Consider the following 20955-nt stretch of genomic DNA (forward strand, 5'->3'; position numbering starts at 1 on the left):
GTGGCGATGAATGCGAAATTGACGAACTATTTGAACGGTGTTTTCACCCCGTACGACGGCGTGAAGAGCGTCACTGAATTGAAGGCCGACCTGCTGTCCGATCTGCAGGAGCGGTACCGGGAATTGAAATCCGAAGGCAAAGACGACGAGACCGCGTTCGCGATGACCATCGCGAGCATCGGCGACATCGAACAAACGATCATGGAGGTCGCCAACCTTTCCCGTTCGCTGGAGCGGCAGGTGCTGACCAACTTCAGCGCGAGCAACCTGACGCAGAGCGACTTTGCGGGCGTGACCGCGCACAAGGGACAATTCAATGCGAGCGCGCTGCACGGCTCGGATTTCTCGGGGGCGGACTTGACCGGGAGCTCGTTCAAGAGCAGCGACATGCGCGAAGCGAATTTCGACGGCGCCAATCTGACCGACTGCGTCCTGTCGGCCGTCGATCTCGCGAATGCGAGCTTCCGTCAATCGCGGCTTGTCCGCACGAACTTCAGCATAGCGGGACTGGACGGCGCGGCCTTCAAGGACGTCAATCTGACCGACGTTACGCTGAGCAAGATGGACCTCAGAAAAACGATCTTCCAAGGATGCTCCTTTAACGGCGCGAGCTTCGAAAGCTGCGATCTGAGCGGACAGCGCTTCGACGGGCAGACCTTTAGCGGCGTCAAGTTCGACAAGTCCGCGTTGAACGAAGCTTCGTTCAAGGGCGCAACGCTTAGAAACGTGTCGTTCATTCCGTTCTTCTCCTTGACGAATAAGTATTACCGCACCATCAAGACGATCTCGTTCGACGGCGCCGCGATGGATAAGCTGACGTACGCCGCGCTCAAAGGCATCGGAGCCAATCTGTCCAACGTGACGATTATTTAAGGGAGGGAAAATCATATGCCAACCGCATCCATTCAAGTAAAAGGACTGCAAAAATCCTACAAGCAGCTTCAAGTCTTAAAAGGCGTTGATTTCGAAGTGGAAAAGGGAAGCATCTTCGCCCTCCTCGGCTCCAACGGGGCAGGCAAGACGACATGCGTCAAAATCCTCGCCACGCTGCTCAAACCGGACGGCGGAACCGCCGCGATCAACGGCTTCGATGTGGCGTCGAGCCCCGAGAAGGTGCGGCAGGCGATCAGCCTGACCGGGCAATTCGCCGCCGTGGACGAAATTTTGACCGGGCGCGAAAATCTGATCCTGATCGCCAAGCTGCGCTACCTCGACGATCCGCGTCAGGTTGCGGACGACTTGCTTCGGCGCTTCGGCTTGACGGACGCCGCCGATCGCAGGGTAGCCACGTATTCGGGCGGGATGCGGCGCAGGCTCGACATCGCCCTGAGCCTGGTGGGCAACCCGCAGATCATCTTCCTCGACGAGCCGACGACCGGGCTTGACCCGGAGGCGCGCATCGAGGTATGGAAGAACGTCAAGGAATTGGCCGGCAGCGGCACGACGGTACTTCTCACCACGCAGTATTTGGAGGAGGCGGAGCAGCTGGCCGATCGGATCGCCATTCTGCACGAGGGACGGATTATCGCGAACGGCACGCTCGCGGAGCTTAAACAGAGGTTCCCGGCCGCGCAAGTGGAGTATGTTGAAAAACAGCCGACGCTGGAAGAGATCTTCCTGGCGATCATCGGCAAACGGGAGGGCAAATAAATGGAAACGACAAAAAACCGCTTCTTCACCGATATCAGCGTGATGCTCGGGCGTTCCATGCGCCATGTTTTCCGCAGCATGGACACCATCGTCACGGTTACCATCACGCCGATCGCCATGATGCTGCTGTTCGTCTACGTGTTCGGCGGCGCGATCGATGCCGGAACGGATAATTACGTGAATTACCTGCTGCCGGGCATCCTGCTCATGGCGATCGGCAGCGGAGTGGCCTACACGGCTTACCGCCTCTTCACCGACGTGCAGCGGGGCATACTCGAGCGGTTTCACACGATGCCGATTTCGCGTTCATCCTTGCTTTGGGGGCATGTGTTGACTTCGGTGGTATCCAACGCCATATCGGTGGTCGTCATCGTTCTCGTCGCGTTGATCATGGGTTTCCGTTCGTCCGCGGGCGTGCTGCCATGGCTGGCCGTAGCCGGAATCCTGATTCTGTTCACGCTGGCTTTAACCTGGGTCGCGGCGATAGCCGGATTGTCCGCAAAGACGGTCGATGGCGCGAGCGCCTTCTCCTACCCGATTATCTTCCTGCCCTTCATCAGTTCGGCATTCGTGCCGACCGAGTCGATGCCGACCGTGGTTCGCGTTTTTGCCGAAAATCAGCCGGTGACCGCGATCGTGGAGTCCATCCGCGCGCTGCTGTCGGGTCGGCCGGTGGGCAACGACATCTGGATCGCGCTTGCGTGGTGCGTCGGCATTACGCTCGTCGCGTATGCGTTTGCGATACGGGCGTACAAAAAGCGGGGATAACGCATTGCATGGATACGGCGAATGGAGAGGTTTAATTTTAATGAAAAGCGTTTCGATGCGTCACGGCCTGGCAGGAGGCTTCGAAACTGCAAGAAGATATGCTCGCGTTCATCCGGGGGAACGCCTTTCCCCCGGATTTTGGCTGTCGGAAATGCATTCTCGACAGCCTCTGCCAATCGCCTTTAGGTAAACTTTAGGTACGGCATAAATGAAGTGAGTAAATTTAACATGCGCGGCTGCATAGTATTTATTGTCATAAGTAAATTCGCAGAAGGAAGTGGTTTGTTGCGCGGAGCTTCATTTCAAGTGTTTTGTACAGTTTGTCGGCAATATAAATGGCTCGCTAATCTTCCAAGCCAATCCGGCGAAGTAGACCCCGATAGCTTATCTACGTTCGTTTGCTCGGACTGTACCAAAGAAATCATCGCCAAGTGGAATCAAGCGGAAGAAAGCGAGTGAAAGCCCCCCAGGGTTTTTTTATTATGCAGGCGGACCTTCAGAATCTCATTTTGATGAAAAACAAATAGTAGCAGATAACTGGCAACCCCATGACTACGGATAACACCGTAACCGCGGTAAGAGCGTTCTTCTGGCCCCGTACTATAATTCGTAAAAACTGATACGCCAAAATCCCGATCCATCCGCCTAAACCATTAAGAATGACATCATCGATATCCGCCGTTCCGATGCCTAATAGCCCCTGAATGATTTCAACCAATAAGCTTAATGCCAAGATAAGGCATAGATTGGCGAGTACGTTCTTATTGCGCTTAAGCGCTGTCAGGTATACGCCCAGGGGAATGAAAATAAGGATATTGCCGACCACATTGGCGGAAGCGAATCTTCTTAGATTCGCAGAGCTGCCGGACAGGTATTCGCGTATGGTATCGAAAGGAACGAGATTGATGGACCGAACCGCGGCCCTCTGGGTATTGAACAGCTCCGAGACCGAAACTCTCGATAAGAACAATATTTTAAGCAATACTAGCAGGTACCCGATGAAAACGCCGTATAGCAGGACTGCTTTGATTCGTTCTAGTTTAGTCATCTTATTCTCCTTGGCCGACTCGGTTTTCCTTTAGAACCGATAGCGTTCTGATCCTAGTGCCCGTCAAAGCTTACTTGAGGATAAAGAGCTCTTCTACCGTTACCCCCAGTGCTCTTGCCAGTTTAATCGCCAACAGCGTGCTCGGCACGAACTTGCCGTTCTCGATCGTGTTGATGGTTTTTCTGGTTACCCCGACCAACGATGCCAATTGCTCCTGGGTAAGATCTATTTTGGCCCGTTGTACTTTGATTGTGTTGTCCAGGCTATCTTCACTCATGTTATTCTCCTTCGAGATTAGTCTTTTTCCATAATCAGGTACGACATGCGGAGAGCGACGACTTGTAACCTTTGTTACTCATCATATAACCTTTGCGTTACATGTTCAAGGAGACGATTTGCTCTCGTTAATATCGGAGTTATGCGGCAAAGAAAACAGCGGCCGGACTAGGACATGATCTCCATGTCCTAGTCCGGCCGCTGTATTTATGTGACGATCTTTTAGGCTGCGAACAATTAGAAGAACTTCACGCGATCCGACAGCGGCATGAATTCCTTGTCGCCCGGTTCGAATGTCGGTTTGCCGAACGGCATTTGCGCAATCAGCTTCCATTCGCCCGGAAGTTCCCACGTTTGGGCCACTTCGGCGTGGATCAGCTCATTATAGTGCTGCAAGGAAGCGCCGAGACCTTCCGCGACGAGCGCCGTCCAAATGACGTGCTGCAGCATGCCCGAGGACTGGTTCGACCAGATCGGGAAATTGTCGGCGTATGACGTGAACTTTTCTTGCAGGCCTTTCACGACGGATTGGTCCTCAAAAAACAAAATCGTGCCGTAGCCGTTCGCGAAACCGTTGATTCTTTCTTCGGTTGCCGCGAAATTTTCGGCGGGAACGACTTTTCTGAGGGATTCTTTCGTGATGTTCCACAGTTTATCCGACTGCTCTCCGAACAGTACGACAACGCGCGAGCTTTGCGAGTTGAATGCGGATGGGGTATGATTAACGGCTTCGCCTACGATTTCCTTGATTTGCTCTGCGGGCACGACGACTTCCTTGCTCAGTCCGTAAAACGTGCGTCTGGCCTTGACGGCTTCCAAATAAGATTTGCTCACGGTGATCTCTCCTCTATAACTTAATGTTTTAAATCTTAAATTTAAGATACATGAAATTAAGGCACGCGTCAACTGTTTAATTGTTAAGATATTTTGGCGAAAATCATGACCGAATCGAGAAGCCGCGTGCCATGAATTACGGTCCGAGAGCTGCGTGGCGAGCAACAAACCGACGTTCAGGATGAACGTCGGTTTGTTGTCCGGCGGCATCGCTCCGCCTGTCCTCGCAAGCGAAAGCCCGAGATAGCAGCCTTTTGCTTGCCGTATCCCGCTACCTCCGGTCGCGTTCTTGAGCTTTGGCGCGTTTCCCGGTTCGCGCTTCGTCCAGCCATTCAAGCTCGTTGATGCTCGAGTCGACGATTTGCGGTTGCGGCTCGGATGCATCGGACTGGGGCGCGAATCAAAAAAATATGGCCTCATTCGGCACCATCATGATTATTAAACCCGATTGAGGAAAAAATAAGAGAAGCATGCCGGTTTCGCGCGCCGATCAAGCTTATCAATCACAAGAGGGGGACATGCAGTGTCTGCCATTACCATCGTCGCCATACTGAAAGCCCGGAAAGGGAACGAGCGGCTGCTTCGGGACGAATTGCTGAAAGTCGCGGCACCTTCGCGCGCCGAAGCGGGCTGCCTGGATTATGTCCTGCACGAAAGCGCGGAGCATCCGGAACAATTCGTGTTTTATGAAACCTGGCAGGATCAAGCCGCGCTTGACGCGCACATCGCTTCTTCCCACTACCGGGCTTATCGCCAAGCTGCGGAAGCGTGGTTGGATACGCGCGAAGTCTATCGGTTGAACATCATCGCGAACGCATAGCGGCAAGTCGATGTTCCGCCTTCGGAAGACAAGCAAAGCACCGCTGCCGCGGTGCTTCTCTTCTTTTACCTAGACTAAACCCAAATCGCTGCAAGTGTATCGAGGTTACGGAAAGGGCCGGTACGTGTCATGGAGGAAAAATTTCCAATGGATGTGGACGAAAGCGTCGCGATCAATCACGATGCCTTGCAGCGCATTCTCCGCAATTGCGCGGACATTGTATTTCGACCGTTAACGCTGCCGGATCAAGCCGACATTCTGCTCGTTTATATCGAAGAGCTGACGGACGCGGCGAAATTGGAACAGATTATATCGGCATGCATGATCAGTCGCGAATTCACGCGGCTGACGCAGTATGAAAGCGTTCATTACCTGTCGGAAGTGGTCGCCAAGGTTTTGAAAGGCAGCACGGCTATTTTTATCGACGGCAAGCCTTTCGCCTACGTGGCGGAACTGACCGCGTTCAACCAACGCGCTATCGCCGAGCCCTCGAACGAAGCCGCCATTCGGGGTCCGCGCGAAGGGTTCACCGAAGACCTGAAAACCAATTTAAGCATGATTCGCCGAATAATCAGTCACCCGACCTTGAAATTCGACAAGCATCAAGCAGGCGAGCTGACCAATACGGAGTTCGTCGTGGCGTATATCGAGGAGAAGGTCAAACCGGAGCTTCTTCAAGAGGTCCGAAGAAGGCTGGATGCGTTCAGCACGAATCAGCTGCTGGATTCCGGTTATATCGAAGAGTATATCGAGGATAAAAGCTGGTCTTTATTCCCGCAAATTCAAAATACGGAGCGGCCGGATACGCTATCCGCGAGTTTATTGGCAGGGAGGGTTGCCATTATCGTCGACGGCTCGCCGAACGCCTTGCTCATGCCGATGACGTTTTGGGCCGGGCTGCAGGCGGCGGAGGACCATTACGAGCGCTTCATCTACGTCTCGGCGGTCCGATTGCTGCGATTGCTGCTTGCCATGTTGTCCTGCCTGCTTCCATCCGTCTACGTTGCGCTTACGACGTTTCACCCGCAGATGATTCCGCTGGCGCTGATGCTTAGCATCTCGGCCTCCAGAGAAGGGATTCCGTTCCCCACCGTCATCGAAACGCTGCTGATGGAGTTGATGTTCGAGGGGTTGCGGGAAGCGGGCCTTCGATTGCCGAAAGCGATCGGGTCGGCCGTGAGTATCGTCGGGGCGCTCGTCATCGGGGAGGCGGCGGTACAAGCCGGATTTATTTCCGCTCCGATCGTCATGATCGTTGCCGGCACCGGCATCGCATCGTTCGCTTTCCCCAGCTACAGCCTGGCCCTGCCGTTTCGGCTGCTGCGGTTTCCGCTGCTGATCGCCGGCGGTTTTCTCGGTCTGTACGGCGTCGCGATCGGGCTCATATTCATCCTGATCCACCTTGTGGCGCTGAAGTCGTTCGGCATGCCGTATTTGATGCCGATCGCTCCGATCGGAAAAAACTTCTGGAAGGATGCGTTTGTGCGAATGAATAAACGGTACGTATCGGAGCAAAAAAAACCATGAGGAAAATAAGCGCCATCGTCTGGTTGACCGCGCTCGCTTTCATAACCGGGTGTTGGGACCGGAACGAAATTAACGATTACGCGTTCTGGATCGGCACCGGGCTGGATTTGTCGAAAGACGGCAAGCTTAAAAAAAGCGCCCAGATCGCGGTTCCCGCCGGTTTCAGGACGTCGGGCGGAGGCGGGGGAAGCGGGAAGCGGGCCAATATCGTCATATCGGCGACCGGTTCGTCCATCGTGGATTTGGAGCAGCAAGTGCAGGACAAACTGCCCCGCAAGATTTTTCTCGGACACCGCAGGTCCATCTTCATCGGCGAAAGCTTGGCGCGCAAAGGGATAACCGATATCATGGATCAATTTACGCGGAATACCGACACGCGGATGCGTACGGACATCTTTGTCGTGAATAACGGAGACGGCAGGGACATCTTGGAAGTCAAAAGTCCGTTCAATCAATTCTCGGCGATCGTGGCGGTCGAACAAGACCGATTTTGCCGATTGGGGGATACGGCCCTGCGCGATGTGCTGCTCGATGTCGGTCGCGACGGCATTCGTCCTTCCATGCCGATGGTCGAGATCTCGGCGAAGAACGGCAAAGAAAAAGACGAAATCATCGAAGTGAAATCCGTGGCCATCTTCAATCGGGACCTGCAGATGGTCGGGGAAGTGAGCGGACGCGAATCCTTGGAGATGTTCTGGGTGAAGGGCGTGCTGAAAAACCAATTCATCATGGAGGAAACGGGAGAAGGCACCATCTCGCTCTATGAATCCAACTTGAAAAAAACCGTTCGCACCGAAATCGTCGGCAATCGGCTGAAGGCCTACATAAAGCTGGAAGGGGTCGGAAGAGTGCTCGAAAACAATACGAATATCGATCTGTCCGCCTCCTCCGAGCGCAGGCCGTTGGAGCGCAAGCTGAACGATATCAAAGCCAAGCAAGTCGAAGCGACGATCAAGAAAGTACAGCAGCAATATGGACAGGACGTGTTCGGAATCGGCGAAGAATTCCACAGAGAACATCCTCGCCAGTGGAAAGGGCTTCGAAACAAATGGGATCGGCTCTTCCCCGCCGTCGAGGTAGCGGTCAGCGTCAAATTGAAAATACAGTATACGGGCGGCATCGGCAAGCGAATCCCGGGAATCGGAGACAGAACATGAGAATTACGCCCTGGCAGTTGTTTTGCATGTTCACGACATTGGAGATTTCAATGAGCATTTGGCTGACGGTCTCGCCGTCGATCGAGATTGCTAGGCAGGATGCCTGGATCTCTCTTGCGGTGGCGGGCGTCATCGGATTGTTCGTGACGCTGATCCTGACGCGCGTCAGCCAGCGCCATGCTTCGCTTACGCTGGTGGAGTTTGCGCAGAAGCTTCTCGGAAAGTGGATCGGCAAGCTGATCGCCGGCCTGTATATCGCGGTATGGTTCTCGGTATCGGCGGATATATTGCGCATCTTCTCCTTGTTTATTAAGCAATTTTTGTTTCACGATACGCCCGTTTGGGTCATCGCGATGCTGATGGTCGCCGCCATGGTCTACATCAATTTCGCCGGCGGGATCGAAGCGATCGCCCGGTTCAGCGAATTGGCCGGACCGTCGCTTCTGCTCGGCATTATGATAACGTTTGCGCTGAATATCTCGAATCTGCATCCGGATCTTCTATTGCCCATCTACGCGGACTCCGGGGCGATCCCCATATTGAAGGGTTCGCTGGTGAATGCATCGTTTCTGGGAGAATCCATGATGATCATGATGTTAACGCCGTTTATCGCGAATTCGCGAAAGATGCTTAAGCCGGCGTTGCTGGCGATCTGCATTCCGTCCATGATCGCCGTCGTGACGGCGATCATGGTCATCATGACCTTCGGCACCAATATCGGATCGACCTTGATCTTCCCGTATTTCAGCATGGTCAGGTTTATCAATTACCTCGAATTCATTCAAAACATGGACGTCTGGATTATGTGCATCTGGATCTTCAGCGTATTCGTGAAGCTCTCGATTTATTTGTTCATCAACAGCTACGGAACGGCGCAGCTGCTTGGCGTCAAGAACTGGCGAATCATGATCGGCTTCGTAGCGGCCGTTATTTTCGCGATATCCCTGGTACCCGCGAATGTGATCGGCATTTTGGATTTTGCGAAATTCGTTTGGATCATCTATATTTTCCCGATCTTCATCGTAGGCTTGCCGATCATCTTGCTGCTCGTCAGTTTGATAAGGGGCCAGTCGCCGCCTGCGCGCGAGCAGCAAAACTCATAGCATCCGCGACGAGAAGGCCATATGAAGACGGGCACTTAGCGGAATCCCTTCCATAAATATATTAATCGATGATCGTAATTTCGTTATTTGCTTGCATGGCGTGCCGCCGTTTACAATCAGGTCATGTACGCCGATTCTGATAAGCATGGCGTACGTTCCGCTTGACCGCAAGGATCGCGTCAGCATGGAAGCAATCATCGGATGGAGAGGGGAACAACAGCATGACGCTAACCGGAATCGGGGCGACAAACGAGCATGCGCGACTCATTGTCGCGAGTTACGAGCGCTTGACGGGGAAGAAGCTCTTGGCAGAGGAGCCGAGGCCGGGCGAGGAATTCGAACGGTTGTATCATAGCCCGTTCGTCGTCCTGTCCCACGGGCTGGAGCCGGATCCGGTGCTTAATTTCGGCAACCTCGCCGCCCAGGCGCAGTGGGAAATGGACTGGAGCGCGTTCACGCGCACCCCGTCGAGATTGACGGCCGAGCCCATGGAACGCGAGGAGCGGAGCCGCTTCCTGCAAACCGTCGGCGAACAGGGCTTCGTCGACAACTATACGGGCATTCGGATATCCAGCACGGGCCGGAGATTTTATATTCTGGAGGCGACGGTGTGGAATCTGATCGACGAGAGCGGCCATAATCATGGACAGGCCGCCACGTTTCGGGAGTGCCGTTATCTGGAATAGGCCATTCGGCAAAGCAAAAAGCAGTCTTCTCTTGCAGAAGATTGCTTTTTTTGTTTGCGCCGGATGGTCTCCTACATTTGGATAGCCGTTTATGTGATAAAGTCACGGTTCGATTTTGCTCGTCCTGTTAGTATCGTAGCTGCAGGATGAACAACCACCGCTTCGTTACAAGAAGGGAGAACGGCATGATGGAAAAAAGCAATGCAAGGAGTACGAATCGCATGAAAACCTCAAAGAAGAAGCTGGCAGGCGCCGCATTGGCCGCCGCCGTCTTGTTTGCCGGAGCGCCATGGGGGAATGCAAGCCTCGCGCAGGCGGCCGCTTCCTCGTCCGCCTCTACATTACCCGTTAAGACCACTTTATATACGGTTTATCAAATCAGCCCGGATCGGCTTTATTACGACGCGGCCACGGGGTATCTGCAGATTGACGGTCAAAATGCCCTGAAGCCCGCGATCAAGAACGGCGTATCCTACGCCACCTCCGGCGCGATCGCCGACGCGGCCGCCAAAGCGGCCAAGCAGCTGCCCATGACGTTCGTGCTCGTTCACGGTTCTTGGACCGACGCAAGCTTCTGGAGCAAAACCGTCGCGGAATTGAAGCGAAAGGGCCACGCCGCTTACGCGCCCGAATATGCCGGCCACGGGAGCTTGTACAAGCCCGACGTCACGCATGAACAGATCGTGCAATCCGTCGTCGACTACATTACGTCCAAAAATCTGAAAGACATCGTGCTTGTCGGACACAGCTTCGGCGGCTCGGTCATCCAGAAGGTCGCGGAACGCATTCCGGATCGGATCCACCGTCTGGTTTTCTTTGACGCCTTCGTGCCGCTCGACGGGCAAAGCGTGGCGGACCAATTCCCCGCGGAGCTGCAGGATGCCTTCGCGCAGCTGATCCAAGCTTCCGGCAACAACACCATTCCGATGCCGTATCCATTGTTCCGCGACGGGTTCGTCAATACGGCGAGCGACGGCCTGGCCAAGCAAATCTATCAAAGCGCCAAACCGGAGCCGGCCGCGCCGCTGCTCGAGAAGCTGGATTTGAAGAAATTTTACGCGCTGAACCTGCCGAAAAGCTATCTGTACTTCACGTCCGATACGGCAGCGCCGCAGGGCGACAAGTACGGCTTCAACCCTGCCCAATCCGGTCATCTGGGCCAGTTTCGGCTGATTACCGGCAACGGCGACCATATGACGACCGCCTATGCGCAGCCGGCATATCTGGCCAATAAATTGTACGAGGCAGCCAGGGATTAACCGGCATCGGACCAGATCTGCTCAGGAGGTGCGCGAGATGCGGGAACAGGTGGATGTCGTCATTATCGGAGCGGGACAAGCCGGACTTGCCGTAAGCTATCATTTGACCGAGCGGGGCTGCGGCCACGTGATTTTGGAGAAAGAACGGATCGGGGCTTCGTGGAGGAAGAAATGGGATAGCTTTCATTTGGTGACGCCGAATTGGATGCTGCAGCTTCCCGGGTTTCCCTATGCGGGGACAGACCCGGACGGATTTTTGACCCGCGATGAAGTGACGGCGTATTTAGAAAGGTATGCCGAACGCTTTCAACCGCGGATCAGGACGCTTCCGGTTACGGCCGTTCGCATGAATCCCGATGCTCGCACCTATGCGGTGGAAGCCTCGGGAACGACGATCCTGGCGAAAAACGTCGTCGTGGCCACCGGCGCGTTTCAGAAGAAGAAAGTACCGGCGATCGGCGCTCGGATCGACGAAAGCATCGCGCAGCTTCATTCGAGCGAGTACCGGAATCCGCATGGATTAAGTCCGGGCAGCGTGCTCGTCATCGGCGCCGGTCAATCCGGCTGTCATATCGCCAAGGAATTGAACGAATCGGGAAGACGCGTGTATCTGTCGGTCGGCGGCAGCGGGAGGCAGCCGAGGCGCTACCGGGGGAAGGATACGATGCGGTGGGCTTCCGAGCTCGGCATGTACGATCAGCCGGCTGGGCTGTTGGGTTCGCCAGCCGAGAAATTCGCCAGCAGTCCCTACGTATCGGGCAGAAACCGAGGCGAAGATATCCACCTTCGCCGGTTCGCGCTGGATGGCATAACCTTGCTGGGACGGCTGCGGGACATTCGTGGGACGACCGTGAAGCTGCGGCCCGATCTCTTGGATAGTCTGGCACAGGCGGACGAATTCGCGGAAGCGTTCATGGACGGCATCGATCATTACATCTCGAAGTCGAACCTGATCGTGCCCGAGGACGATGCGAGGATGAACGACGAACGATTGAAGCGCGTCGCGCTTCCGATCATCGAGGAGCTGGATTTGGCCGCGGCGGGAATCACGACGATCGTCTGGGCGACGGGCTATGCGCCGGATTTTGAATGGATCGACCTGCCCGTTCGCGATCGGGACGGTTATCCGGTGCACGATCGGGGAGTCGCGAATCATCCGGGCTTGTACTTCATTGGGTTGGCATGGCTGCATAAAGCAAAGTCTCCCATCCTCTACGGCGTAGGGGAAGATGCGGCGTATATTTCGTCTCATATCGCAGACCGTTTATCGATGTAATCCGGAAAAGAAGCTGAGGCCGAGCATGAAATTCGACCGGTTGCCGGCCGCATCGCGGCCGGTCCCCCGTTCGGCTGCTTGCGGCGCCGGCAGCGGATGAAGCGATGCCAGACGGGAGACGGGGATCCCGAAAATATAAATTAATTTATGTTTGTCCGCGTATTTCATAATTTGTAGGGCTTGTGTCAAAACCTTACACTAATCTTGCACGAATCGATTGTCGCAACAAAATACAAGGTGCAAGGAGTAGAGAAATGAACCGCTTGTTTACGGCAAAAAGAAAAAAACGCCATCTCTGGGCCCATGTCCTGACAGCCTTCCTGCTGTTGGCAGGCAGTGTGCCTTCTTTGCATGCCCAGACGGTCCGGGCGGCCGGCGCGGCCGTCGAGGACAGCGCGGACAGCTACCTGCTGTCCATGAACCGTTCGATTTACGCTTCGTCCTCGCTTGGCGGCAACACGCCGGATATGGCCGTGGACGGCAGCGCGAACAGCCGTTGGGAAAGCGTCTGGAAGAAAGACTTGCAGTGGATTTATGTCGATCTGGGAGCCGCCGCGAGCCTCACGAAGGTCGTGGTCGATTGGGAAAACGCGTATTCCAGCGCGTATACGATCCAGGTTTCCGACGACGAGTACCGTTGGCGGGATATCACGCCGGTCATGCAGGGGAAGCCCGGCGAAGTCGCGATCGACGTTGCCGCTGCGGGACGTTACGTCCGTCTGTTCAGCACGGCGCGCGCCCAGCAGCCTTACGGCATCTCCATACGGGAATTCAGCGTTTACGGAACCGGCGGCCTGGGCGGTCCTCCGCTGCCGGCAGCTCCGAACCTGGCCTTCGACCAGCCGGTGACCGTCTCGTCCACCGAGATCGACGAGCCAAGCAAATCGGCTGAAGACAAAGCGAAGATGGAACCCAAAAACTATCTGGCCCGCAATGCAACCGACGGCAGCAGGGATACGCGCTGGTCCTCCGTCTACAAGGACAACGAATGGCTCTATGTCGATTTGGGCCGAAAAAGCGAAATCGGCAGCATCGCGCTCGACTGGGAAGCCGCTTTCGGACGGGCTTACGACATCCAGGTTTCCGACGATGCCAAGCATTGGACGACCGTTTACCGGCAGCTTAACGGCAGCGGCGGCCGAGAAACGATACCGGTCTACGCGAATGCCCGTTATGTGAAGATGGCCGGCATCGCGCGCGGCGGCACCAACGGTTATTCGCTGTTCGAATTCGAGGTGCATGCGTACCGGGAAGGCGATCCGAAGCCGGTCTACGAGCTTCCCGCTATCCCGGCCGCCGCCGCCGTGCAGGTCGGCGCCGGCAGCTACGAGAAGCACGATATCACGCAATTGGAACCGAAGAATCCTACATATCGCACCTCCGATATCGCGGCGCCGATTCCTTCCAACGACTGGTGGCAGTCCATTCTCGTCTCCAAGCTCGGCGATGGCAGCAGCCTCATGACGCTGCCCCTGAAGAGCTGGTATACCAAGCAGGGGCTGGCTGTATTGAACCCGGGCGCCGGGTTTGCGCATGGCGATTCCATCGATGCCGACGGCGACCCGGACCTCTACTTGACCAGCAATACGATCAATCCCGCGAGCATGGAAACCAAGATTTCCGGTTACGGCGATTATTCCGCCAACGTCGTCCTCAGCGATGACGACACGGCCAAAATGAGCACGACCTTCGTGAAAGGATCGCCTTTCCTGTACAATACGTACGACGATCCGGATGCCGTTATCCTGCAATCGCCGGCGATGACCCGTCTGTTCGATGCCGACGGCAATCCGGTGCTGGCGAACGACGGAGACGTATACACGGCCGATCATATCGGCTTGGAAGTGACGAACAAGGACAAGGCGCCCGTGCCGCAAACCTTCGTTCGCCACTACGGAATCTTCGTCCCTGAAGGAACGATTTTCATGAAGCTCGGCAACACGATCAAAATCAAGCTGGGCGGCGGCGAAAATTACTTGTCGCTCGCGGCGCTTCCTTCCGCGGCCGAGCTCGAACTGTTTTACCGCCATGCGTATGCTTTCGTGACCGGTACCAAAGTCGATTACCGTTTCGATGAACAGACCTCCACGGTGACGACCGACTTCACGACGACTGCCGAACCGAAGCGTCCGGGCTTTTCGGCGGATACGATCCTGACGCTGCTTCCGCATCAGTGGAAGATATCGGATACGGCGCTCACGGAGCTCAGCTATCCGTCGATCCGCGGGACGCTGAAAATCGCTATCGGCCATGGGTTTACCACGTCGGACCGCTTTAACGGCTTGATCCCGCAGTTCGTCGAGCCGAACGATCCGACGTATTCCCGCGCCCAGCTCGTCGCTTACCTGGATCAATTGGACGCCGACGCGGCGAACGGCCTGATGGCCGAGGATCCGTACTGGCAGGGCAAGAAGCTTCATCCGCTTGCGTTGGCGGCGCTCATCAGCGACCAGCTTGGCGATCATGAGCGGAGGGACCGTTATCTGGCCGATCTGAGAACGATATTGACCGACTGGTATACTTACTCGCCGGAAGAGAAGCTGCATGGGACTTATTTCCATTATTCGGAATATTGGGGTTCTCTGATGGCGTACCATACCGGATTCGGCTTGAATACCGGGTTGACCGACCATCATTTCACGTACGGGTATTATATTTTTGCTTCGGCCGTGTTGGCCACGTACGATCAGTCGTTTAAGCGCGACTACGGCGACATGGTCGAAACGCTGATCCGCGATTACGCGAATCCGTCCAGAACCGACAGCCAGTTCCCTTGGTTCCGGAACTTCGACCCGTATGAAGGCCATTCCTGGGCGGGCGGGTACGCCGATAACCGCAGCGGCAACAACCAGGAAGCCGCGGGCGAAGCGCTGTTCAGCTGGGTCGGCGAATACATGTGGGGCCTGGTAACCGATAACGATACGTATCGCGATGCGGGGATTTGGGGCTTTACGACCGAAGAAAAGGCAGTGGAGCAGTACTGGTTCAACTATGACGGCGATAACTGGGCAAAGGGGTACGATCATGCGACCGCAGGTCAGGTTTACGGCAGCGCGACGGCCTTCACGACCTTCTTCAACGGGGATCCGGAGTATGTATACGGCATCCATTGGCTGCCGCCCGCGGAGTGGATGACGTACTACGGCCGTCAGCCGGAGAAAGCCGCCGCTTTGTATCGAGGGATGGCCGGCGAAATCGAAGGCGGGCAGGAGCGCGCCTGGTATCACATCATCTGGCCGTTCGAATCCATCAGCGATTCGCAGGCGGTGCTGGGCAAGTGGGATACCGCGAACATGCAGCAAAATGAAGCGTTCAACGCATACTGGTTCGTACATGGCATGACGTCGCTCGGACATCGCAGCGCCGATATTTGGGCCGATGACCCGGCGGTAACCGTGTACGAGAAAGACGGCGCATATACGGCGCAAATCTGGAATCCTGCGGAACGCGCCAAAACGATCCATTTCTTCGACAAAGCCGGCGCTTTGGGCTCCGCAACGGTATACGCGAACGCGCTCGCGGCCGTGGATCCGTTGAAAAACAGCGTTCTTAGCGGCCCCGATCCATCCCAGGGCATCACGTACCTGGATCGTTCCGCGTGGTCGATCACGGCCTCCGCAGCCGGAGAGCCGCTGGAGCGCCTGACCGACGGCGATCCGTCGACGCGCTGGTCCTCGGGCAAGACGCAGGCCGCCGGCGACTGGCTGCAGCTCGATCTGGGCGCCGAACGGCGCTTCGATACGCTGTTCATGAACTCCGGCACGAACTGGAACGATTACGCGCACGGGTATGAAGTGTACGTCTCCAAGGACGGGGAGAGCTGGGGAGAGCCGGCGGCCTCCGGAAAAGGCACTTCCCCGAGCATCGCGGTATCGCTGCCCGAACAAACGGCGCGGTTCGTGAGAATCGTCCTTACCGAAGCGAACGACAGCTGGTGGTCGATCTCCGAAGTCCAAATCGCCAAGTTCGGCAAACCGGCAGCCGAGACGCCGCCGGATCAACTCGGCGAGTTGGACCGCACGGCTTGGATCGTGACCGCCTCCTCCGCGCAGGGCGACGACATTGCGGCCAATATGCTGGACGGAGACGGCGATACGCGCTGGACGACCGGCCAAACCCAGACGAACGGGCAATGGCTGCAAATCGACTTGGGCGAAACGAAAAGCTTCGACAGCGTGGCTTTGCTTTCCGGAAATTCCGCGGACGATTACGCGCGCGGTTATGAGCTGTACGTTTCCCAGGACGGGGTGAATTGGGGAACGGCGGCCGCCGCCGGCAAAGGAGAAGCCGGAACGACGTTGATTACGTTCCCGGCTCGGCATGCGCGCTACATCCGGATCGTCCAAACCGGAGAGGCCGATAAGTGGTGGTCCGTTGCCGAGCTGAACGCATACTATTATGGCATCGGCAAACAAAAACCGCTTGCGCCCGGCGGCTGGACAGCGACGGCTTCTTCGACGGCGGGCGGCGAGAGCGCGCAGTCGATGCTGGACGGCGCATCGGATACCCGCTGGTCAACGGGCAGCGAACAGCGGAACGGCGATTTTATCGTGCTTGACTTCGGAGCCGAACAAATCTTCGACCAGCTGGCCATGGACAGCGGGAGAAGCCGCGACGACTTCGCGAGAGGCTACGAGGTCTACGTTTCGCGCGACGGCGAGAACTGGGGCGTTCCGATTGCTTCCGGCAAAGGAAACGGGCCGCAGATAACGGCAGCGTTCCCGCTGCAAACCGCGCGTTATATGAAGATCGTCCAAACGGGGACGGACGCGCATTGGTGGTCCATCGCCGAGCTGCGGCTCTTTACGCCGGATACGGGCGGCGACGCCGCCGGCATATTCCGTTCAAGAGCCTGAATAGATGTTTCGAACCCGGCGCCGCAGGCGCCGGGTTTTTAGGTTTTCGGCACGCGGCTAGGTAAGCTTCGTATTTCCGTCGTTCTGGATAATCGTATTGATCTTGAAATCGACCTTCAGCTTCGGCAGATACTCGGTTCTCCAGTTGCGCAATTGCGCGCGGGGAATATCCTTCCTGAAATATTGGCCTAGTCCGAGGATGTCGGATTCCTGGGTTTGAACTTTATGCAGCATGCCGTCGAACCGCTTCGCGAGGATTTCCTCGACCTCCTTTTTCACGAGCTTCGACGTCACGGATCCCTTCGTTTCCACGATCGACACCTTCAGCGTGATGCGGACGTCCAGATGAGGCGTGCCATGGGCGAACTTGCTGCGATGGCGCACGGAGCTTCGCAGGATCAGCACGCTGGCATGGTCCATCACCTCGATTTTCCCTTGCGCGCTTTGACCGTTGAAGGAGTTGAAGAGCAGCGTTTCCTCCGGGGATATCCGGTCCACCATTTTTCCGTTCTTGATGAGTGCCGATCCCAGATAGTCGATCGTCCCGCTGCGTCCGGATTTGATGATCGGAATGGCGACGTCGCGGGTGTACGAATGAATGCTTCGGTAGACTTCCCATATCCGCGTCAAGGACATCTGGGGATTCCATCCCGCGTTTTTCTCGAAACAATCGTACAGCGTCGTGCCCTTCGGCGTCATGGAGCTTGCCACGTAATCGAAGAAAGGATCCAACTTCTCGTCGCATATGGCGATGATCGTTTTGGGAGAGATGTCCCTCGCTCTCATGAAGCTGGAGATGCTGTCCGTCAGGCCCTCTCGGGCGTATTCCGTTTCGACGAGGATCAATTTGAGATGCAGCAGATCGACGCTGGTCTCCATTCGCTCGCTGATCTTGTCGACGGCTTGATTGATGGTTTTGCCCGTTTGGCTGATGATGCGGATGTCGATTCCCTTCTGGCTCGTCTCCGGGATTTGCAGCACCACCTCGTAGAGATCGTCATGCAGGGCGACTCCCATGACGACGGGCAATGAACGGTGATCGATGTCCCGGTTGTCCCAACATCCGCAGAGAGCGCACAACAGTCCGACGACGGCCGACAAGCCCGCGCCGCGCTTCAACGTTCGCTTCATAGTCCGACCTTCCTCTTGCGGATCCGGCCTGCGAAGAAACAGGTCGACAGCGGCACGGCCACCAGGATGTAGAATCTCAGATACGTCCCCCACCAATAGAATTCCGTAATGTCCTTCCAATCGGGAATGTACAAGCACACGATAAAGACGAAGAGGGGGATCGCGAGCAGGATATACGCGGGTTTTAACGACGGAAAGCTTTGGTTCACGACCCGCATCGCCGACCATAGCACGATCGATAGATAGAGCATCATGAACGAGATCAAGCTGAGCAGCAAGAACAGCGTGATGCGGTCGAACATGATCCACGTGATCGAAATGGTGTCGAGCGCCACGACGAACGGAAAATTAAACGTGGAGGCGGTAGCTTGGCCGAAGGTCAGAATAGGGATATAGACGGAGAAAACAAAGAACGGCAGGAGCGCGAGGGCGCCGAAGACGATATGCCGTTTCCGGTAGGCAACGTAAGGCTGCGTGAAGCCGAGAAACAGAAATCCTCCCGCAAACACGAAGAAGCTCTCCAGGTAGCTCGGGTTGGTCAGGAACGAGGACTTGCCGATCAACGGATAGACGTACCGCCAATCGACGTTCTGGAAAGAGGCGGAGAAGAAAAACAAGATCACCGGCACATTGATGCAGCCGATCAGCAAGCCCGTGCGGAAGATGGATCGAATGCCCTTGAAGGCGATATAGGACGAGATGAACAAGAATAAAAACATGATCGCCCAAAGCGGCGTGCTGGACAGGAAAACGACCGTCATGATCTCCGACAAGCACCGCACCGAGACGACGCAGATCAATAGAAAATAAACGGTGATCGGAAGCAGGAACAAGAGCGATACGCCTTTCCCCATTCCCAGGTACATGCTGACGATATCCCGATTCCCCAGCCGGACGAGCCCTTTCATATAAACGGCGATCGCGCCGAGATGCACCGCGAACCCGAGGACGATCGGAATCCAATGCCCGTCCTCCGTGCTGGCGATAATATCGCCCGGGTACATGAAGAAGATCAGGCCGAGATGCGTGATGAAATAGATCAGGGTCACCTGCCAGGACTTATCCATGCTTGATTTCATCCTTCTTGCTCGAGAAGCCGATATACGGAATCCCGTAGGTATTCAAACTCGCCACATAGGCGCAAATCAGCAGCAGCCCCTCCAAGATGCCGAGCACCCCGTAGATGGCGGCCATGATCACGATGACGTATTTCGAGATGCGAAGGGAAAGCGAATGCTGCAGCCCTACGATGGTCGAGTTCGAGATCGTGGTGGCCGCCAGAATGATGATCAGCAGATTGCTGACCAGCTTGGCTTGCACGACGGCCTGTCCCAGGATGATGCCGCCGACCATGGTGATCGTCGGTCCGATATTTTTGGGCAAGCGGATGCTCGCCTCGATGATCAACTCCAGGATGAAGAGCATGAGGATCATTTCGATGATGGCGGGATAAGGGATGCCTACCCGGGTTTGGGCGATGGAGATCGCCATCTCGATGCGGAGCACCTCGGGATTGACGGAAACGAGCGCGACGTACAGGCCCGGGAGGACCACGGTCAGCCATGCGCCGATCAAGCGCAGCGCGCGCAAAAACAACATCAGCGGCAGCGGAAGATTCCGGTCGCTGTCCAGGAAGAAGACGTCCCAAAGCAGGCTCGGGACGACGAGCGCGATCGGCAGCCGGTCGATGAACAGGACGGCTCTGCCTTTTCGCAGGAAATTGGCGGCTTCCTGCGGCAGCTCCGTTTGGCTGAATTTCGAAATCAAGACCCAGGACGGGAAGCCCATGATTTTTTTCGAGAGCTGCTGCAGGTTTTCGATTTGCCTGCTCCGGTTTTTTTGGATCTGGCCCACGAGTTTATGAATGAATTCCATGTTCGTGCGGCCCTCGTAATACAGGAGCGAGATCTTCGTGGTTTCCTCGGTTCCGATATGATAGGAGCCGACTCTTAAATTGTCGGTCAACAGCTGCTTGCGAACGATGCCGATATTGGCATGGATATCCTCCGTGAACGAATTCAAGGAGCCTTGGAATACGTTCTCGTTGATCGGCGGCTCGATGGCGCGATTGAGCGGCTTTGGCGTCGGTTCCATGATGACGCAGGACCCGTCGTCTTCGAAGCAGATCAGGAGCTTGCCCGTCAGCAGGCTCAAACGTGCCTTCGCGCTATCGGACCGATCGCAGACTTCGCCCAGTTCGGCTTTGAGCTCGTCCCGCGCGGTCCCGGTTAGGACGGCGGCTTCTATATAAGCTTGCAAGCCGAGTTTCGTAGTCGCGATATCCAATAACGTATTGAAGCCGGCAAGGACGACCCGGGAATCCATAAACGTCTCTTCCAACGCGAAAAAATCGTCGTCGCCGGAAAATTTGTTCTTCATCTCCTGGATCAGCGTATGCATGGCGGTTCATCCTTTGCATGGTGATAGATACATGGAGTATCCCCTGATCTGGCATGAATATACAGCAAATGGAAAGGTATGGGACTAACCCGGATGCGGCCGCTCGGCAGGGATTAGCGCGCCCGTTCGAACGCGCGGTCTCCCTCTTTACCAAAATACGGGTC

The 20955-nt window shown here is 55.9% G+C and carries 17 protein-coding genes; 11 read left to right on the forward strand and 6 right to left on the reverse strand.

Annotated elements, in window-relative coordinates:
- Window positions 1-6 precede the first annotated feature (6 nt).
- From GT019_RS25580 to GT019_RS25590, 3 genes are read left to right on the forward strand one after another with little or no spacing between them, the layout of a single operon-like run.
- On the forward strand, window positions 7-873 hold the full coding sequence (locus tag GT019_RS25580; RefSeq protein WP_161746278.1) for a pentapeptide repeat-containing protein: 867 nt from the start codon (window positions 7-9) through the stop codon (window positions 871-873).
- A 15-nt stretch (window positions 874-888) separates the two neighbouring features.
- Window positions 889-1650 (forward strand): ABC transporter ATP-binding protein, encoded by a 762-nt coding sequence (locus GT019_RS25585; RefSeq protein WP_161746279.1) that lies wholly within the window; start codon window positions 889-891, stop codon window positions 1648-1650.
- Window positions 1651-2418, forward strand: coding sequence for an ABC transporter permease (locus GT019_RS25590; protein ID WP_161746280.1), 768 nt, complete (start codon window positions 1651-1653; stop codon window positions 2416-2418).
- 496 nt (window positions 2419-2914) lie between these two features.
- Here GT019_RS25590 and GT019_RS25595 read toward each other — a convergent pair whose 3' ends face one another.
- The 3 genes from GT019_RS25595 to GT019_RS25605 form a co-directional block, all read right to left on the reverse strand.
- A complete protein-coding gene (locus GT019_RS25595; RefSeq protein ID WP_161746281.1) occupies window positions 2915-3466 on the reverse strand; it encodes a VanZ family protein in 552 nt (183 codons plus the stop codon).
- Window positions 3467-3536: 70 nt separating this feature from the next.
- Complete coding sequence (locus GT019_RS25600) at window positions 3537-3743, reverse strand: helix-turn-helix transcriptional regulator (protein WP_161746282.1); 207 nt, start codon at window positions 3741-3743, stop codon at window positions 3537-3539.
- Between the two features lie 236 nt (window positions 3744-3979).
- Window positions 3980-4576 carry a nitroreductase family protein gene (locus tag GT019_RS25605; RefSeq protein WP_161746283.1) on the reverse strand — a complete coding sequence of 199 codons (597 nt, stop codon included), beginning with the start codon at window positions 4574-4576 and terminating at the stop codon, window positions 3980-3982.
- 523 nt (window positions 4577-5099) lie between these two features.
- Between GT019_RS25605 and GT019_RS25610 the strand changes: the two genes are divergently transcribed.
- The 8 genes from GT019_RS25610 (at window position 5100) to GT019_RS25645 (ending at window position 17260) form a co-directional block, all read left to right on the forward strand.
- Window positions 5100-5396, forward strand: coding sequence for a putative quinol monooxygenase (locus tag GT019_RS25610; RefSeq protein ID WP_161746284.1), 297 nt, complete (start codon window positions 5100-5102; stop codon window positions 5394-5396).
- 147 nt (window positions 5397-5543) lie between these two features.
- Window positions 5544-6923 carry a spore germination protein gene (locus GT019_RS25615; protein WP_235949319.1) on the forward strand — a complete coding sequence of 460 codons (1380 nt, stop codon included), beginning with the start codon at window positions 5544-5546 and terminating at the stop codon, window positions 6921-6923.
- Window positions 6920-8080 carry a Ger(x)C family spore germination protein gene (locus tag GT019_RS25620; protein WP_161746286.1) on the forward strand — a complete coding sequence of 387 codons (1161 nt, stop codon included), beginning with the start codon at window positions 6920-6922 and terminating at the stop codon, window positions 8078-8080. Before GT019_RS25615 ends, GT019_RS25620 begins: the two co-directional genes overlap by 4 nt.
- Window positions 8077-9183: a GerAB/ArcD/ProY family transporter gene (locus tag GT019_RS25625; protein ID WP_268896089.1), complete on the forward strand. Its 1107-nt coding sequence runs from the start codon at window positions 8077-8079 to the stop codon at window positions 9181-9183. Before GT019_RS25620 ends, GT019_RS25625 begins: the two co-directional genes overlap by 4 nt.
- Window positions 9184-9404: 221 nt before the next feature.
- A complete protein-coding gene (locus GT019_RS25630) occupies window positions 9405-9869 on the forward strand; it encodes an MEKHLA domain-containing protein (protein ID WP_161746288.1) in 465 nt (154 codons plus the stop codon).
- A 221-nt stretch (window positions 9870-10090) separates the two neighbouring features.
- Window positions 10091-11128, forward strand: coding sequence for an alpha/beta fold hydrolase (locus tag GT019_RS25635; RefSeq protein ID WP_235949321.1), 1038 nt, complete (start codon window positions 10091-10093; stop codon window positions 11126-11128).
- Window positions 11129-11165: 37 nt separating this feature from the next.
- Window positions 11166-12404, forward strand: a complete 1239-nt coding sequence (locus GT019_RS25640) for a flavin-containing monooxygenase (RefSeq protein WP_161746289.1) — start codon at window positions 11166-11168, stop codon at window positions 12402-12404.
- 254 nt (window positions 12405-12658) lie between these two features.
- Complete coding sequence (locus GT019_RS25645; RefSeq protein WP_161746290.1) at window positions 12659-17260, forward strand: discoidin domain-containing protein; 4602 nt, start codon at window positions 12659-12661, stop codon at window positions 17258-17260.
- Between the two features lie 57 nt (window positions 17261-17317).
- On the opposite strand, the gene GT019_RS25650 is transcribed toward GT019_RS25645, so the two are convergent.
- From GT019_RS25650 to GT019_RS25660, 3 genes are read right to left on the reverse strand one after another with little or no spacing between them, the layout of a single operon-like run.
- Window positions 17318-18391 (reverse strand): Ger(x)C family spore germination protein, encoded by a 1074-nt coding sequence (locus tag GT019_RS25650; protein WP_161746291.1) that lies wholly within the window; start codon window positions 18389-18391, stop codon window positions 17318-17320.
- Entirely contained in the window at window positions 18388-19458 is a 1071-nt protein-coding gene (locus GT019_RS25655) for a GerAB/ArcD/ProY family transporter (protein WP_161746292.1), read from the reverse strand. Before GT019_RS25655 ends, GT019_RS25650 begins: the two co-directional genes overlap by 4 nt.
- Entirely contained in the window at window positions 19451-20791 is a 1341-nt protein-coding gene (locus GT019_RS25660; protein WP_235949324.1) for a spore germination protein, read from the reverse strand. The genes GT019_RS25655 and GT019_RS25660 overlap by 8 nt, the downstream gene beginning before the upstream one ends.
- Window positions 20792-20955 lie beyond the last annotated feature (164 nt).

The organism is Paenibacillus glycinis (assembly GCF_009909185.1).
In the GTDB taxonomy this organism is placed as follows: domain Bacteria; phylum Bacillota; class Bacilli; order Paenibacillales; family Paenibacillaceae; genus Paenibacillus_Z; species Paenibacillus_Z glycinis.

Bases quoted from the DNA above. Each gene is read 5' to 3' on its own strand.
- GT019_RS25580 (WP_161746278.1), top strand. From the start codon at position 7: ATGAATGCGAAATTGACGAACTATTTGAACGGTGTTTTCACCCCGTAC.
- GT019_RS25585 (WP_161746279.1), top strand. From the start codon at position 889: ATGCCAACCGCATCCATTCAAGTAAAAGGACTGCAAAAATCCTACAAG.
- GT019_RS25590 (WP_161746280.1), top strand. From the start codon at position 1,651: ATGGAAACGACAAAAAACCGCTTCTTCACCGATATCAGCGTGATGCTC.
- GT019_RS25595 (WP_161746281.1), bottom strand. From the start codon at position 3,466: ATGACTAAACTAGAACGAATCAAAGCAGTCCTGCTATACGGCGTTTTC.
- GT019_RS25600 (WP_161746282.1), bottom strand. From the start codon at position 3,743: ATGAGTGAAGATAGCCTGGACAACACAATCAAAGTACAACGGGCCAAA.
- GT019_RS25615 (WP_235949319.1), top strand. From the start codon at position 5,544: ATGGATGTGGACGAAAGCGTCGCGATCAATCACGATGCCTTGCAGCGC.
- GT019_RS25620 (WP_161746286.1), top strand. From the start codon at position 6,920: ATGAGGAAAATAAGCGCCATCGTCTGGTTGACCGCGCTCGCTTTCATA.
- GT019_RS25625 (WP_268896089.1), top strand. From the start codon at position 8,077: ATGAGAATTACGCCCTGGCAGTTGTTTTGCATGTTCACGACATTGGAG.
- GT019_RS25630 (WP_161746288.1), top strand. From the start codon at position 9,405: ATGACGCTAACCGGAATCGGGGCGACAAACGAGCATGCGCGACTCATT.
- GT019_RS25635 (WP_235949321.1), top strand. From the start codon at position 10,091: ATGAAAACCTCAAAGAAGAAGCTGGCAGGCGCCGCATTGGCCGCCGCC.
- GT019_RS25640 (WP_161746289.1), top strand. From the start codon at position 11,166: ATGCGGGAACAGGTGGATGTCGTCATTATCGGAGCGGGACAAGCCGGA.
- GT019_RS25645 (WP_161746290.1), top strand. From the start codon at position 12,659: ATGAACCGCTTGTTTACGGCAAAAAGAAAAAAACGCCATCTCTGGGCC.
- GT019_RS25650 (WP_161746291.1), bottom strand. From the start codon at position 18,391: ATGAAGCGAACGTTGAAGCGCGGCGCGGGCTTGTCGGCCGTCGTCGGA.
- GT019_RS25655 (WP_161746292.1), bottom strand. From the start codon at position 19,458: ATGGATAAGTCCTGGCAGGTGACCCTGATCTATTTCATCACGCATCTC.
- GT019_RS25660 (WP_235949324.1), bottom strand. From the start codon at position 20,791: ATGCATACGCTGATCCAGGAGATGAAGAACAAATTTTCCGGCGACGAC.